At 61.7% G+C, this 14447-nt stretch carries 10 protein-coding genes; 7 read left to right on the forward strand and 3 right to left on the reverse strand.

The features are described from left to right. The first annotated feature begins 134 nt into the window (after positions 1-134). The 4 genes from glmU (at position 135) to J3R84_RS06945 (ending at position 4686) form a co-directional block, all read left to right on the forward strand. Positions 135-1505, forward strand: a complete 1371-nt coding sequence (glmU, locus tag J3R84_RS06930; protein ID WP_025427004.1) for a bifunctional UDP-N-acetylglucosamine diphosphorylase/glucosamine-1-phosphate N-acetyltransferase GlmU — start codon at positions 135-137, stop codon at positions 1503-1505. A gap of 146 nt (positions 1506-1651) precedes the next feature. Next, positions 1652-3478 (forward strand): glutamine--fructose-6-phosphate transaminase (isomerizing), encoded by a 1827-nt coding sequence (glmS, locus tag J3R84_RS06935; protein WP_025427005.1) that lies wholly within the window; start codon positions 1652-1654, stop codon positions 3476-3478. Then, positions 3478-3975: a GNAT family N-acetyltransferase gene (locus J3R84_RS06940; RefSeq protein ID WP_025427006.1), complete on the forward strand. Its 498-nt coding sequence runs from the start codon at positions 3478-3480 to the stop codon at positions 3973-3975. The genes glmS and J3R84_RS06940 overlap by 1 nt, the downstream gene beginning before the upstream one ends. Before the next feature lie 18 nt (positions 3976-3993). Beyond that, positions 3994-4686, forward strand: a complete 693-nt coding sequence (locus J3R84_RS06945; protein ID WP_025427007.1) for a DUF502 domain-containing protein — start codon at positions 3994-3996, stop codon at positions 4684-4686. Positions 4687-4690: 4 nt separating this feature from the next. Here J3R84_RS06945 and recG read toward each other — a convergent pair whose 3' ends face one another. After that, positions 4691-6796: an ATP-dependent DNA helicase RecG gene (recG, locus tag J3R84_RS06950; protein WP_025427008.1), complete on the reverse strand. Its 2106-nt coding sequence runs from the start codon at positions 6794-6796 to the stop codon at positions 4691-4693. Between the two features lie 117 nt (positions 6797-6913). Here recG and J3R84_RS06955 point away from each other — a divergent pair, with 117 nt between their 5' ends. Both J3R84_RS06955 and mfd read left to right on the forward strand, forming a co-directional pair. After that, on the forward strand, positions 6914-7219 hold the full coding sequence (locus tag J3R84_RS06955) for an FAD assembly factor SdhE (protein ID WP_025427009.1): 306 nt from the start codon (positions 6914-6916) through the stop codon (positions 7217-7219). Between the two features lie 4 nt (positions 7220-7223). After that, positions 7224-10733, forward strand: a complete 3510-nt coding sequence (mfd, locus tag J3R84_RS06960) for a transcription-repair coupling factor (protein ID WP_203527192.1) — start codon at positions 7224-7226, stop codon at positions 10731-10733. Positions 10734-10830: 97 nt separating this feature from the next. On the opposite strand, the gene J3R84_RS06965 is transcribed toward mfd, so the two are convergent. Both J3R84_RS06965 and J3R84_RS06970 read right to left on the reverse strand, forming a co-directional pair. Further along, on the reverse strand, positions 10831-11487 hold the full coding sequence (locus J3R84_RS06965) for a DsbA family oxidoreductase (protein ID WP_025427011.1): 657 nt from the start codon (positions 11485-11487) through the stop codon (positions 10831-10833). Between the two features lie 194 nt (positions 11488-11681). Beyond that, positions 11682-13496: an extracellular solute-binding protein gene (locus tag J3R84_RS06970; RefSeq protein WP_025427012.1), complete on the reverse strand. Its 1815-nt coding sequence runs from the start codon at positions 13494-13496 to the stop codon at positions 11682-11684. 271 nt (positions 13497-13767) lie between these two features. On the opposite strand from J3R84_RS06970, the gene J3R84_RS06975 reads away from it, so the two are divergent. Next, positions 13768-14397, forward strand: coding sequence for an invasion associated locus B family protein (locus J3R84_RS06975; RefSeq protein WP_203527190.1), 630 nt, complete (start codon positions 13768-13770; stop codon positions 14395-14397). The last annotated feature ends 50 nt before the right edge of the window (positions 14398-14447 follow it).

Consider the following 14447-nt stretch of genomic DNA (forward strand, 5'->3'; position numbering starts at 1 on the left):
CATCATCGGGTTTTAAGCGGGTTAACGTGACGTGATTGTGTGAATTATGCTTCCCGCAATATGTTGCTGATAGGAAGGGGCCGAATCGGGCGACCGGATCTGGTTCTCAAGAAAAAGACCAAGGAGATCATTGGATGGAACGGAGTTGCCTGGCGATTGTTCTGGCTGCGGGTGAAAGCACGCGGATGAAATCGTCGATGTCGAAGGTGCTGCATCCGGTGGCCGGCCGGCCGATGATCGCCCATGTGGTTGCCGCCCTGTCGAGTGCATCGATCTCCGACGTCGCTCTCGTCGTCGGGCGCGACGCCGAAACTGTTTCAGGTGCTGCCGGCATCGACGGCGTATCGATCGCTTCGTTCCTGCAAAAGGAGCGGCTCGGAACGGGACATGCGGTTTTGGCGGCGCGCGAGGCGATATCAAAGGGGTTTGATGACATCCTGGTGGTTTTTGGCGATACGCCGCTGATCACGCCTGAGCCTCTCAAGGCGGCGCGCGACGGCCTGGCCGCCGGCAACGATGTGGTGGTCATCGGCTTTGAGGCCGCCGATCCTTCGGGCTATGGCCGGCTGATCGTCGAGGACGGCGCGCTGATCGCGATCCGCGAGCACAAGGACGCAACCGAAGAAGAACGCCGCATCACCTATTGCAATGGCGGCCTGATGGCGATCGATGGGCACAAGGCGCTCGATCTGCTCGATCGTATTGGCAATGCCAACGTCAAGGGCGAGTACTACCTGACCGACCTCGTCGAGATCGTGCGGGCGATCGGCGGCCGCGCCATCGCCGTCGAGGCGCCAGAGGAAGAGCTGACCGGCTGCAACACCCGGGCGGAACTCGCCTATATCGAGCGGCTCTGGCAGCAGCGCCGCCGGCATGAGCTGATGCTGTCCGGTGTGTCGATGATCGCGCCGGAGACCGTTTTCCTCGCCTGGGACACGGAACTGCAGCAGGACGTGCTGATCGAGCCGAATGTCGTGTTTGGCCCGGGCGTTCGCGTCGAGAGCGGCGCCATCATCCATGCGTTCTCGCATATCGAGGGAGCGACGGTGCGCGCCGGCGCAACGGTCGGACCCTATGCACGTCTGCGCCCCGGGGCTGATCTCGGCGAAAAGTCGAAGGTCGGCAATTTCTGCGAGGTCAAGAAGGCGGAAATCGGCGCCGGCGCCAAGGTCAACCATCTGACCTATATCGGCGATGCCTTCGTCGGGGCCGGGTCCAACATCGGTGCAGGCACGATCACCTGCAATTATGATGGCGTGAACAAGCACGAGACCCGCATCGGCGAGAATGCCTTCGTCGGCTCGAATTCCTCGCTGGTTGCACCGGTGACGATCGGTGACGGAGCGCTGGTTGCTTCCGGCAGTGTCATCACCGAGGATGTGCCGGCCGATGCCGTGGCCTTCGGCCGCGCACGACAGGAGATCAAGCCGGGCAGGGCGCGTATCCTGCGCGAACGCTACGAGGCACAGAAGGCCGCGAAAAAGGCGGCCAAGGCAGCCGAGTAGGTTCGCGTTAAATACTGAAACCGAAAGTGAAATCGGGGGCGGATTGCCTCGTCCGGCAAATGCGTTACCAAGGCAACGCGCCGGGCGGGACTTCCGCGCTGTCGATTGGGGCGTCGAAACGGCGCGGGACGAATTTGGAGACGACTATGTGCGGAATTGTTGGCATCGTTGGAAACCAGCCGGTCTCGGAGCGACTTGTCGATGCGTTGAAGCGCCTGGAGTACCGTGGCTACGATTCGGCCGGCGTTGCGACCATCAATGCCGGTACGCTTGAGCGCCGCCGGGCGGAAGGCAAGCTGGTCAATCTGGAGGCCCGGCTGCGCGAGGAGCCGCTGGCCGGCATGATCGGCATCGCCCACACCCGCTGGGCGACGCACGGCGCCCCGACCGAGCGCAATGCCCATCCGCATTTCACCGATGGCGTTGCCGTGGTCCACAACGGCATCATCGAGAACTTCTCCGAGCTGAAGGACGAACTGATCGCCGACGGTGCGACATTCGAGACGCAGACCGACACGGAAGTCGTGGCGCATCTTCTGGCAAAGTTCCGTCGCGACGGCCTCGGCCGGCGTGAAGCCATGCATGCGATGCTAAAGCGTGTAACAGGTGCCTATGCGCTTGCCATTCTGTTTCAGGACGACCCGTCTACCATCATGGCGGCCCGCAACGGCCCGCCGCTGGCGATCGGCCACGGCAAGGGCGAGATGTTCCTGGGTTCCGACGCCATCGCGCTCTCGCCGTTTACCAATGAGATCACCTATCTGATCGATGGCGACTGGGCCGTGATCGGCGCCAACGGCGCCCATATCTTCGATCTCGCCGGCAATGCCGTCGACCGCCCGCGGCAGGTCTCGATGGCTGCCGCCTACATGATCGACAAGGGCAACCACCGGCACTTCATGGAAAAGGAAATCTATGAGCAGCCGGAGGTGATCTCGCATGCGCTCGGCCACTATATCGATTTTGCCGCAAACCGGGTGAAGGCCACAACGGCTTCAATCGATTTTGCCGGTGTACCAAGTTTGGCGATCTCCGCCTGTGGCACCGCCTATCTCGCCGGCCTCGTCGGCAAATACTGGTTCGAGCGTTACGCCCGCCTGCCGGTCGAAATCGACGTCGCCTCCGAGTTCCGCTACCGGGAAATCCCGCTGTCGCCGCAGTCGGCCGCGCTGTTCATCTCGCAGTCCGGCGAAACCGCCGATACGTTGGCATCGCTTCGGTACTGCAAGGACCATGGCCTGACGATCGGCGCGGTCGTCAACACCCGCGAATCGACCATTGCGCGCGAATCCGATGCCGTGTTCCCGATCCTGGCCGGTCCTGAGATCGGTGTTGCCTCGACCAAGGCCTTTACCTGCCAGCTGGCGGTGCTCGCCGCCCTTTCGATCGGCGCCGGCCGCGCCCGTGGCACTGTCTCGGCCGATGAAGAACAGACACTCGTTCGCCACCTCGCGGAAATGCCGCGCATCATGGGCCAGGTGCTGAACGCCATCCAGCCAAAGATCGAGATGCTGTCGCGCGAACTGTCGAAGTGCCGCGACGTGCTCTATCTCGGTCGCGGCACCAGCTTCCCGCTGGCGATGGAAGGCGCGCTGAAGCTCAAGGAAATCTCCTATATCCACGCCGAGGGGTATGCCGCCGGTGAATTGAAGCATGGTCCGATCGCGCTCATCGACGAAAACATGCCTGTTATCGTCATCGCCCCGCACGACCGCTTCTATGAAAAAACCGTGTCGAACATGCAGGAGGTGGCAGCCCGCGGTGGACGCATCATCCTGATCACCGACGAAAAGGGGGCGGCCGCCTCGAAGCTCGAGACGATGGCGACGATCGTTCTGCCGAATGTCGACGAGATCATTGCGCCGATGATCTTCTCGCTGCCGATCCAGCTGCTCGCCTATCACACGGCCGTGTTCATGGGCACCGACGTCGACCAGCCGCGCAACCTGGCAAAATCGGTGACGGTCGAATGATCATCATACGGCCGGAGCGAGCGGGCGACGAACAGGCGATCCACGACGTGACGGCCGCCGCATTCGAGGGGCACCCGCACAGCGACCAGAGCGAACCCTTCATCATCGAACGCCTTCGGGGCGAGGGCGCGTTGATGCTCTCGCTCGTCGCCGAAGAGGAAGGTCAGATCGTCGGCCACGTTGCCTTCTCGCCGGTGACCCTTACGCCGCCGGCAGCAGGCTGGTTTGGGCTTGGCCCGGTGGCCGTCATGCGGGAGCGCCAGGCAAACGGGATTGGCAGTCGGCTCATCCGCGAAGGGCTAGCGATGCTTGCCGCTGACGGCGCCTTGGGCTGTGTGGTCGTGGGCGATCCCGACTATTACCAAAAGTTCAGATTCCGACACGAATCTTCACTTGTATTCCCAGGTTGTGCGCCGCAATACTTCATGGCGCTGGCCTTCTCCGGCGCGGTACCGACAGGTACGGTTGCCTATCATCCGGCTTTCGGCACTGAGTGAGGTTTAAACGGAAGAGGCATGGGCGAAAATTCGAAGAGCGGCTATATTGCGACCCGGTTGCGGAACTATTTCCTGACGGGGCTGATTATCTGCGCGCCGCTGGCCATCACCGTCTGGTTGGTGCGCACCTTCATCGAGTGGGCCGATGGATGGGTGAAGCCCTACCTGCCGAATTTCTATAATCCGGATACCTATTCGCCTGTGGCTATTCCCGGATTCGGGCTTCTGGTCGCACTCATCGTCATCACCTTGGTGGGCTTCCTCACAGCCAATCTGGTCGGTCGCTCGATCGTTGCCTTCGGCGAATCGCTCGTCAGCCGGACGCCGCTCGTTCGCACCATCTACAAGTCGTTGAAGCAGATCTTCCAGACGGTGCTGCAGGAGCAGTCGTCCTCGTTCAAGAAGGCGGGCTTGATCGAATATCCGAGCCCCGGCCTCTGGTCGCTGGTCTTCATCGCCACGGATGTCAAAGGCGAAGTCGCCGCCAAATTCTCCGAGCGTGGCATGGATATGGTGACCGTGTTCCTGCCACCGACACCGATCCCGACCGCTGGCTTCCTTTTGTTCGTACCCCGCGACAAGATCATTCCGCTTGAAATGAGCGCCGAGGATGCGGCCAAGCTCTTGATTTCTGGCGGTCTCGTCGCACCGGACTACAAGCCGCTCGCCAACGCTCCACCGCTCCAGATCGCCCAGCAGAAGAGCGCCTGAGGCTTCAGCCGGCGCGCAGGAAGCGGATCGCTTCGTCGCGGCGGTGGAGATAGAGCAGGGTTCGAAGCGCCTCCCCACGGGGCGATGTAAGATCAGGATCCCGCTCGATCAGATAGGCCGCGTCCTTGCGGGCGATTTCGAGCAGATCGCCATGCGCTTCGAGGCTGGCGATACGAAAGCCGGGCGTGCCGGATTGGCGCGTTCCCAGCAGTTCGCCTTCGCCGCGCAGCTTCAGATCTTCCTCGGCGATCAGAAAGCCATCTTCGCTGTCGCGCAGGATCGAAAGCCTTGCCCGGCCGGTTTCACCCAGCGGGCTCTTGTAGAGCAGGATACAGGTCGATGCTTCGTCGCCACGGCCGACGCGGCCGCGCAACTGATGCAATTGCGCCAGGCCGAAGCGTTCCGCATGTTCAATCACCATGATGGTGGCATCCGGCACGTCGACGCCGACTTCAACGACGGTCGTGGCCACGAGCAGGCGGATTTCACCGTTCTTGAAGGCGAGCATGACGGTGTCTTTTTCCGCGCCGTTCATCCGGCCGTGCACGAGACCGACATCCCGGCCGAAGCGCTTGGAGAGACCCTGATAACGTTCATCCGCTGACATGACGTCGATCGCTTCGGATTCTTCGACGAGTGGGCAGATCCAATAGGCTTTCTTGCCCTCCTTGAGGGCTGCAGCGAGGCGGTCGACGATTTCGTCGGTCCGCTCGGTCGGGATGGTAACCGTCTGAATGGGTTTTCGACCCGCCGGCTTCTCCGTCAGCTTGGAGACATCCATGTCGCCGAAGGCCGCTAGCACCAACGTGCGGGGGATCGGCGTGGCCGTCATCACCAGCATATGGGGTGAGATGCCTTTGGCGGTCAGGCGCAGGCGCTGGTGGACGCCGAAGCGGTGCTGTTCGTCGACGACCGCAAGCGTCAGCCGGTCGTAGTTGACCGTATCCTGGAACAGGGCGTGTGTGCCGACCACGATCCGCGTCTCGCCGGAGGCAATGCGCTCCAGGATCGCGTCGCGCTCCTTGCCTTTGGTGCGTCCCGTCAGAACATCCATCGTAATGCCTGCGGGTGCAGCCATTTTCGACAGCGTAGCGAAATGCTGCCGGGCGAGGATTTCCGTCGGAGCCATCAACACGGCCTGGCCGCCCGATTCGACCGCCGCCAGCATCGCCATCAGTGCAACCATGGTCTTGCCGGAGCCGACGTCGCCCTGCAGCAGCCGCAACATCCGGTCGTTTCCGGCCATGTCCTTGAGGATATCGTCAATCGCAGTCGATTGGCTCGTGGTCAGCGAGAAGGGCAGTGCGGCGGTGACAGGGCCTGACAGCTTGCCTGTCGCATGCACCGGCGTCCCGGTAACCTTGCGCAGGCGCTGGCGAACAAGGGCCAGGGAGAGTTGGCCGGCCAGGAATTCGTCATAGGCGAGCCGTCGGCGCGCCGGCGCCTGCGGGTCGATATCGGTGGCGTCGCGAGGTTCATGCAGAGCGCGGAAGCTGTCGGCGGCACTTTGAAAGCCCTGCTTGTCCGCAAGCGCACCGTCGATCCACTCGGGCATGTCAGGCACGCGGGCGACGGCCGCCTCGATCGACTTGCGCAAGATGCGGGCGGAGAGACCGGCCGTCAGGCCATAAACCGGTTCGACCAGCGGCAGGTTGTCCGCCTCGCTGGCCTTTACCATATAGTCCGGGTGAACCATCGACGGCCGCCCATTGAACCAGTCGACCTTGCCGCTGACAATCACGGTTTCGTCGACCGGCAGCGATTTTTCCAGCCAGTTGCCTTTGACGCGGAAAAAGGTGAGCGCCAGTTCACCGGTGTCGTCATGCAGGAAGATACGGTAGGGCAGGTTTTGCTTGCCCGGCGGTGGAGGCTGATGGCGATCGACGCGGCCGGTGATCGTGACGACGACGCCTTGCGGCGCATTGGCGATTCCTGGCTGCTGCCGTCGATCGATCAGCGAATGCGGCGCATGGAAAACCAGGTCGACGACGCGGCAGTCTTCGATGCTTTCGCGGCCGAGAAGTCGGGCATATAGCTCGCCGATCTTCGGGCCGATGCCGGGTAGGGTGTTGAGCGGTGAAAAGAGCGGGTCGAGCAGGGCAGGGCGCATGGCAATGAAATTGCGACGACAATTCGGGGTTTTGCAAGGCTGACAATCATCTATTCAGCGTTTATAGAGCCCAATGACGACAAACCGTACCTCCGCGGACGGCAGGAAGGAATCTCCATGACTGGCATTTCACGCACCAGCGCCGATCTCGATCCGCGTCGCCGCCGGATCCTGTTTCGTGCCTGGCATCGCGGCATACGCGAAATGGACCTGATCCTCGGGCAGTTTGCAGAAGCCGAGCTTTCCGCCTTGTCCGACATTGAACTGGACGAGCTTGAGATCATCATGGGCGAGGAAGACAACGATCTCGTTAGGTGGATCATCGGCGAAAAGCCGGTGCCCGAACGCTACCAGACGCCGATGTTTACGCGCATCGCGGCCTACCGCCCCAATTTCGAGCGGCTCCCCGAAGAGATGAAGTAGATCGATGCTGGCTGGCCTTGACCCGAAGAAGATTGTCGCCGCGACCCGTGAAGTCACGATTGGCCCGGTTCCATCCGGCGCCGAAGCGCTGGTGCTTGCCGATCTGGCCCGCGCCGGTGCGCCGATCGCCTACATTCTTTCCGATGGCCAGCGCATAGCCGACCTGGAGCAGGTCCTCGGGTTCGTTGCCCCCGATATACCGGTCCTGACCCTGCCTGGGTGGGACTGCCTTCCCTATGACCGGGTATCTCCGAGTGCCGATACCTCGGCGCGCAGGCTTGCGGCCCTCAGCGCTCTGATCGCCCACCGCAAGAAGCCGCATGCGGCGATCGTGCTGGTGACGGTCAATGCCGCGCTGCAGAAGATTTCGCCGCAGGATGTGATCGAAAGCCTCGCTTTCTCCGCGCGTCCCGGCAACCAGGTGCGCATGGACGATGTCGCGGCGCGTCTGGAACGCAACGGCTTCGAGCGCGTGGCGACCGTTCGCGAAGTCGGCGAATATGCCGTGCGCGGCGGCATTCTCGACGTCTTCGTTCCCGGCAGTGGCGATCCGCTGCGGCTCGATTTCTTCGGCGACACGCTCGAAACCATCCGCTCCTTCGATCCGGCCAGCCAGCGCACGACCGGCCAGGTCCGCTCCCTCGACCTCAACCCGATGAGCGAGGTGTCGCTGACGCCGGAAACCATCAGCCATTTCCGCAAGCAATATCTGTCGCTCTTCGGTGCCACGACCCGCGATGATGCGCTCTACCAGGCCGTTTCCGAGGGGCGTCGTTACGCCGGCATGGAGCATTGGCTGCCGCTCTTCTACGATCGCCTCGAGACCGTCTTCGATTATCTCGAAGGCTTTCGCATCGTCACCGACCATGTGGCGCGGGAAGCCGCAGCCGAACGGTCGAAGCTCATTCTCGACTACTACGATGCCCGCCACACGGCAGCGTCGCCGGGCAGGTCGCTGGCCACTCAGGGCACGCCCTACAAGCCGGTGCCGCCTGAGTTCCTCTATCTGAACGCGGAAGGATTTACGGCGGCGCTAGTCGAGCGCAGCGCCGTCCGGCTCACGCCCTTCAACGAGCAGGAAGGCGAGGTCCGCCAGGTCGTCACCGTCGATGCGCGGCAAGGTGCGCGCTGGGCAAAGAGCGCCGGCGAAGGCGAGGCGGAGAGCGATCGCGTCAACGTCTTCGACCAGGCGGTGAAATACATCGCTGAGAAGCGCTCCAAAGGCTTCAAGGTCGTCGTATCAGGCTGGAGCGAGGGGTCTCTCGACCGCCTGCTGCAGGTTCTCGTGGAACATGGCCTTGGCAATATTCGCCAGATCAAGGCGCTGGCCGACGTCAACGCGCTGAAGTCAGGCGAAGCCGCAGCGGCGGTCCTCAGCCTTGAAGCGGGTTTTGAAACGGGTGATCTCGTTGTTATCGGCGAGCAGGACATTCTCGGCGATCGCATGGTCCGCCGCTCCAAGCGGCGCAAGCGCGGTGCCGACTTCATTGCCGAGGTCGCGGGCCTTGATGAAGGCAGCTACGTGGTGCACGCCGAACACGGTATCGGCCGTTTCGTCGGACTGCGCACGATCGAAGCGGTCGGCGCGCCGCACGATTGCCTCGAACTCGTCTATGCCGACAACGCCAAGCTCTTTCTCCCGGTCGAAAACATCGAGCTCCTGTCCCGCTACGGGTCCGAAGGGACCGATGCGATTCTCGACAAGCTCGGTGGCGTCGCTTGGCAGGCTCGCAAGGCGAAGCTCAAGAAGCGTCTGCTCGATATGGCGGGCGGTCTCATCCGCATCGCCGCCGAGCGCCACACCCGGCATGCGCACGTGCTGGTGGCCCAGGATGGAGCCTATGACGAATTCGTCGCGCGCTTCCCCTATGACGAAACCGAGGACCAGCTGAGTTCGATCGATGCCGTGCGCGAGGATCTTGGCAGCGGGCGGCCGATGGACCGCCTTGTCTGCGGCGACGTCGGCTTTGGCAAGACGGAGGTTGCGCTGCGGGCGGCCTTCATCGCGGCAATGAATGGGGTTCAAGTTGCTGTCGTCGTGCCGACGACGCTGCTTGCGCGGCAGCATTTCAAGACATTCACCGAACGTTTTCGCGGCCTGCCGATCCGCATCCAGCAGGCGTCGCGCCTTGTTGGCTCCAAGGAACTGGCGCTGACCAAGAAGGAAGTAGCTGATGGCAAGACCGATGTCGTGGTCGGCACCCATGCCCTGCTCGGAACGACGGTCAATTTCGCCAACCTTGGCTTGCTGATCATCGACGAGGAGCAGCATTTCGGCGTCAAGCACAAGGAACGGCTGAAGGAGCTGAAGTCGGACGTGCATGTGCTGACGCTGTCGGCGACACCGATCCCGCGCACGCTGCAACTGGCATTGACCGGGGTGCGCGAACTGTCGCTCATTACCACGGCGCCTGTCGACCGCATGGCGGTGCGCACCTTCATTTCGCCGTTCGACGCGCTGGTGATCCGTGAGACCTTGATGCGCGAGCATTATCGCGGCGGCCAGAGCTTCTATGTCTGCCCACGCCTCAGCGATCTCTCGGAGATCCATGACTTCCTGAAATCCGATGTACCGGAGCTGAAGGTCGCCGTCGCCCACGGCCAGATGCCGGCAACCGAACTCGAAGACATCATGAACGCCTTCTATGAAGGGCAGTATGACGTTCTGCTGTCGACGACCATCGTCGAATCCGGCCTCGATGTGCCAACGGCCAATACCTTGATCGTGCATCGTGCCGACATGTTCGGCCTGGCGCAGCTCTACCAGCTTCGCGGCCGCGTCGGTCGTTCGAAGGTGCGCGCCTTCGCGCTGTTCACGCTACCGGTCAACAAGACGCTGACGGCAACGGCCGAGCGGCGGTTGAAGGTGTTGCAGTCGCTGGACACGCTCGGCGCCGGCTTCCAGCTGGCAAGCCACGACCTCGACATTCGCGGCGCCGGCAACCTGCTCGGCGAAGAACAGTCCGGCCATATCAAGGAAGTTGGCTTCGAACTCTATCAGCAGATGCTCGAGGAAGCGGTCGCTGAGCTCAAGGGTGAGGAAGAGGTCCACGATACCGGCTGGTCGCCGCAAATCTCTGTTGGCACGCCGGTGATGATCCCGGAACATTATGTGCCGGATCTGCATCTGCGGCTTGGCCTTTACCGCCGCCTTGGCGAGCTGACGGACCTCAAGGAGATCGACGGTTTCGGCGCGGAGATGATCGACCGCTTCGGCCCGCTGCCGATCGAGGTGCAGCACCTCCTGAAGATCGTCTATATCAAGTCGCTCTGCCGCACGGCCAATGTCGAAAAGCTCGATGCCGGCCCGAAGGGCGTCGTCGTGCAGCTCCGCAACAAGGAATTCCCGAACCCGGCAGCGCTGGTCGGCTACATCGCCAAGCAGGGCACGCTGGCGAAGATCAGGCCGGATCACAGCATCTTCTTCCAGCGCGAGCTGGTTACGCCGGAAAAGCGCCTCTCGGGCGCGGCGATGGTGATGACGCAGCTCGCAGGGTTGGCGAAACAGGTTTAATCGCCTTCGCGCCGCTGTTCCTTTGGCGGCGCGAGAGGACTTGCCATTGCTTTAGCTTTTCTGCGTACTTCCTTGAATCGCTTCCGATTTAAGGGAATCAAGCGGTAGCCTTCATCTGCGCGATTTCGCGAAGCGCGTTGCTGAGCACTTCGACCGATTGCGCACCCATGACGGCATATTGCCCGTCGAGGATGAAGCAGGGGACGCCGGTGACGCCCATCTCGCGTGCCATGCCGATCTCTTCTTTGACTGCATCCTTGTCGGCATCCGAGTTGAGGAGCGCTGCGATAACGGGCCGGTCGAGGCCGGCCTCAGCGGCGATATCGAGCAGAACAGCCTGATCGCCGACATTGCGGCCGTCCTCGAAGTTCGCCTTGAAGAGCAGGCTGACGACGGCCGATTGCGCCACTTCGCCATTGGTCGCCGCCCAGCGAATGAGCCGGTGCGCGTCGAGCGTATTGGGGCTGATCTTCACCGCATCGAAATCGAAGGCGATGCCATCGGCATTGCCGAGTGCTTTCAACGTCTCATGCGCCTTGTCGACCGCTGCCTGGCCACCGAGCTTGGCGGCAAGATGCTGCTTGTGATCGACGCCTTCAGGCGGAAGGTCGGGATTGAGCTGATAGGGACGCCACTGCACTGCGACCTGCAACTCCGAGGCGACATCGGCGATCGCCTGGTCGAGCCTAGCCTTGCCGAGATAGCACCACGGGCAGACGACGTCGGAGACGATATCGATGCTGACGGTTTGCATGATGTGAGATGCCTTTCCTCTTGGACAAAGCTGCGAGATAAGCCGGTTCCATCGGGCTTTCAATGCGTTCCTGCTGCATGTTTTATCCTTAAATCGCATTCGATTTAAGGATAAAACATGCAGCAATTCAAAGTGCCGCAGCGACCCTGGCGCGTCTGAGAAGACGCGCGGCGCTGTAGAGGGAAGCGACCCTTTTATTGGGCGTTCGCGTCCCACCAGGCGGGCAACTGGTAGCCATAGAGCGGCACGGTGGCCGGCCGGGCAATATGCTTGCGCCGTGCAACCCACTGGGCATCCAAGTGGTAGAGCGGCACGAGGTAGGAATTGTTGACCAGCAACCTGTCATGGGCACGAACGGCCGCGGTGAAATCTTCTGTCGTTCTGGCCTGCAGGATGTTCTCGACCATCCGGTCGACGTCCTTGTCGGCAACGCCGGCAAAGTTGTCGCTTCCTTGGCGATCGCGCGACTGCGAGGTCCAGCGCCCCACCTGCTCGATGCCCGGCGAGAGCGTGGACGGGAAGGACTTGATAATGACGTCGTAGTCGAACGACTGGCTGCGTTGCTGATACTGCGAATCGTCGACCGTGCGCACGGAGGCCTTGATGCCGAGCGGCGCCAGGAAGCGCTGGTAGGCAAGGGCGATCTTCTCCTGGCCGGCATTCTGGCTCATGATTTCGAAGGCAAGCGGTGCGCCCTTGGCGTCGACCATCTTGCCGTCCTTGATCTGATAGCCGGCCTCGCGCAACAGCGAGACGGCAACGCGCAGCACATTGCGGTCGCGGCCGGAGGCATCCGTCACCGGCAGGCGGTAGGTGCCGTCGAGGATCGCCGGGTTGATCTGTTCGCGCGCATCGCCGATCAGCCCGAGTTCGCGGTCATCGGCTGCCGCGCCTAGGAACGAAAGCGTCGAGTTCTGCCAGTAGCTCTGGGTGCGGGTGTATGCGCTGTCGAACAGGTTCTTGTTGACCCACTCGAAGTCGAAGACGAGCGCCAAGCCTTGGCGGAGCTTGAGGTTGTCGAACATCGGCTTGCGGGTGTTGAAGACGATGCCCAGCATGCCCGAAGGCGTCTTCGGTGTGAACGTCTCCTTGACGACATCGCCAGAGCGCACGGCCGGAAAATCGTAGCCGCGCGCCCATTTTGTGGCGCTGCCTTCCGGGTAGATGTCGATTTCGCCCTTCTTGAAGGCTTCGAAGAGGGAATTTTCCTGCAGGAAATACTCGACGGAGATCTCGTCGTAATTGTCGAATCCGACCTTGGAAGGAAGGTTCTTGGCCCAATAATCCGGGTTGCGGCGATAGACGATCCGTTCGCCCGGCTTGACTTCAGCAACGCGATAGGGGCCCGAGCCAAGCGGGGCCTTGAGCGTTGTCTGGTCGAAGGTCGCCACATCGGTTGCATGTTTCGGCAGAACCGGAGAAAGCCCGAGCAGCAGCGGCAGCTCGCGGTCAGCATCTTCGGTGAAGGTGAAGCGGACGCTGAGGTCGCCGACCTTCTCTAGTTTCGCCACCTTCGCCATTCGGTTGCTGAAGGGAACGCGGCCCTTGTCGCGCATCAGTTCGAAGGTGAAGATGACATCATCAGCCGTTACGGGCTGCCCGTCCGCCCAGCGGGCATCCGGGTTGATGTTAAATTGAATGAACGTCCGGTCGTCGTCCCATTCCACCGTCTGGGCGAGCAAGCCGTACATCGTGAACGGCTCGTCGCGGGAGCGTTGCATCAGCGATTCGTAGACGAGATTGCCGTATTCTGGATCCCACATGCCGCGCGCTGTCGTGCGCATGCTCTTCAGGATGAAGGGATTGACGCTGTCGAAGGTCCCGACCACGCCGTAGGAAATCTTGCCGCCCTTCTTTACATCGGGGTTGACGTAGGGGAAACTTTTGAAGTCCGCGGGCAGGGCAGGCTCGCCGTGCATTGAGATGGCATGCACGGGAGCGGCCGTCGCGGCGCCACCGAATGCGGTTGCGGCCAGCAGGATGGCCAGACCGGAAAGAATTGTGCGCAACGTTATCTCCAGTGAAGTGGCATTAGGCCGATTCCCGGCACGTTACCAATGCCGGTCGACAATTCCAACCGAAGCTATACGCAAATTCCGGCGGGCAAGAGGTCAAAAAAAAGCAAGAAACACTGGATAAACCGCACGAGCCAATGTAACAGGTGTTTCCGGAAACGGGGTCATGCATTTGCCTTATTTGGCCAACAGGACAACGGCGGCTGACGATACTCACCTGCGGAACGAATTGTTCCGTTACCGGATTTCAGGAGACGGAATCACAATGATCTTCAAGTCGAACTTCACCAAACGTGCGGGACTGGCAACGCTGGCGCTTTCTGTAGCAGCTGCGGGCGTTCCGGGCGTTGCATCTGCCCAGCAGGCAGGTGGCAAGCCCCCGCAGGGTTGGTTCAAGGTCTGCACCAAGCAGGAAGACAACGATGTCTGCATCGTTCAGAATCTGCTGACAGCAAACAACGGTCAGCTCGTCACCGCAGTTGGCATCATCACCGTAACCGGCAAGGTCAACCGCAAGGTCCTGCAGATTTCGGTGCCGTCAGCGCGACTGATCCCGACCGGCGTCCAGATGCAGATCGACGGCGGCAAGCCGGTGAAGCTCGACTACGCCATCTGCATGCCCGACAAGTGCGTGGCTGAAGCCCCGCTGTCCGACCAGCTGATCGCAAGCCTGAAGAAGGGCAACGAGGTGGTCTTCACCTCCGTCAACTTCCAGCGCGCACCGAACCCGATCAAGATGGGTCTCGAAGGCTTTACCGGCATTTTCGACGGCGAGCCGATCGAACAGTCGCAGCTCGAAGAGCGCCAGCGCCTGCTGCAGGAAGAAATGCAGAAGAAGGCTGAAGACGCGCGCAAGAAGCTTGAAGACGCCCAGAAGGCGGCCAAGCAGAACTAAGCGCTTCGGCGCACGCCAGGAATAAAGAAACGCCCGGACGAAATCCGGGC

Source organism: Ensifer canadensis (genome assembly GCF_017488845.2).
GTDB classification, from domain to species: Bacteria; Pseudomonadota; Alphaproteobacteria; order Rhizobiales; family Rhizobiaceae; genus Ensifer; species Ensifer canadensis.

What these genes read in the sequence shown, in the direction of transcription:
- glmU (WP_025427004.1), top strand. Translation starts at nt 135, where the DNA reads ATGGAACGGAGTTGCCTGGCGATTGTTCTGGCTGCGGGTGAAAGCACG.
- glmS (WP_025427005.1), top strand. Translation starts at nt 1,652, where the DNA reads ATGTGCGGAATTGTTGGCATCGTTGGAAACCAGCCGGTCTCGGAGCGA.
- J3R84_RS06945 (WP_025427007.1), top strand. Translation starts at nt 3,994, where the DNA reads ATGGGCGAAAATTCGAAGAGCGGCTATATTGCGACCCGGTTGCGGAAC.
- recG (WP_025427008.1), bottom strand. Translation starts at nt 6,796, where the DNA reads ATGCGCCCTGCCCTGCTCGACCCGCTCTTTTCACCGCTCAACACCCTA.
- J3R84_RS06955 (WP_025427009.1), top strand. Translation starts at nt 6,914, where the DNA reads ATGACTGGCATTTCACGCACCAGCGCCGATCTCGATCCGCGTCGCCGC.
- mfd (WP_203527192.1), top strand. Translation starts at nt 7,224, where the DNA reads ATGCTGGCTGGCCTTGACCCGAAGAAGATTGTCGCCGCGACCCGTGAA.
- J3R84_RS06965 (WP_025427011.1), bottom strand. Translation starts at nt 11,487, where the DNA reads ATGCAAACCGTCAGCATCGATATCGTCTCCGACGTCGTCTGCCCGTGG.
- J3R84_RS06975 (WP_203527190.1), top strand. Translation starts at nt 13,768, where the DNA reads ATGATCTTCAAGTCGAACTTCACCAAACGTGCGGGACTGGCAACGCTG.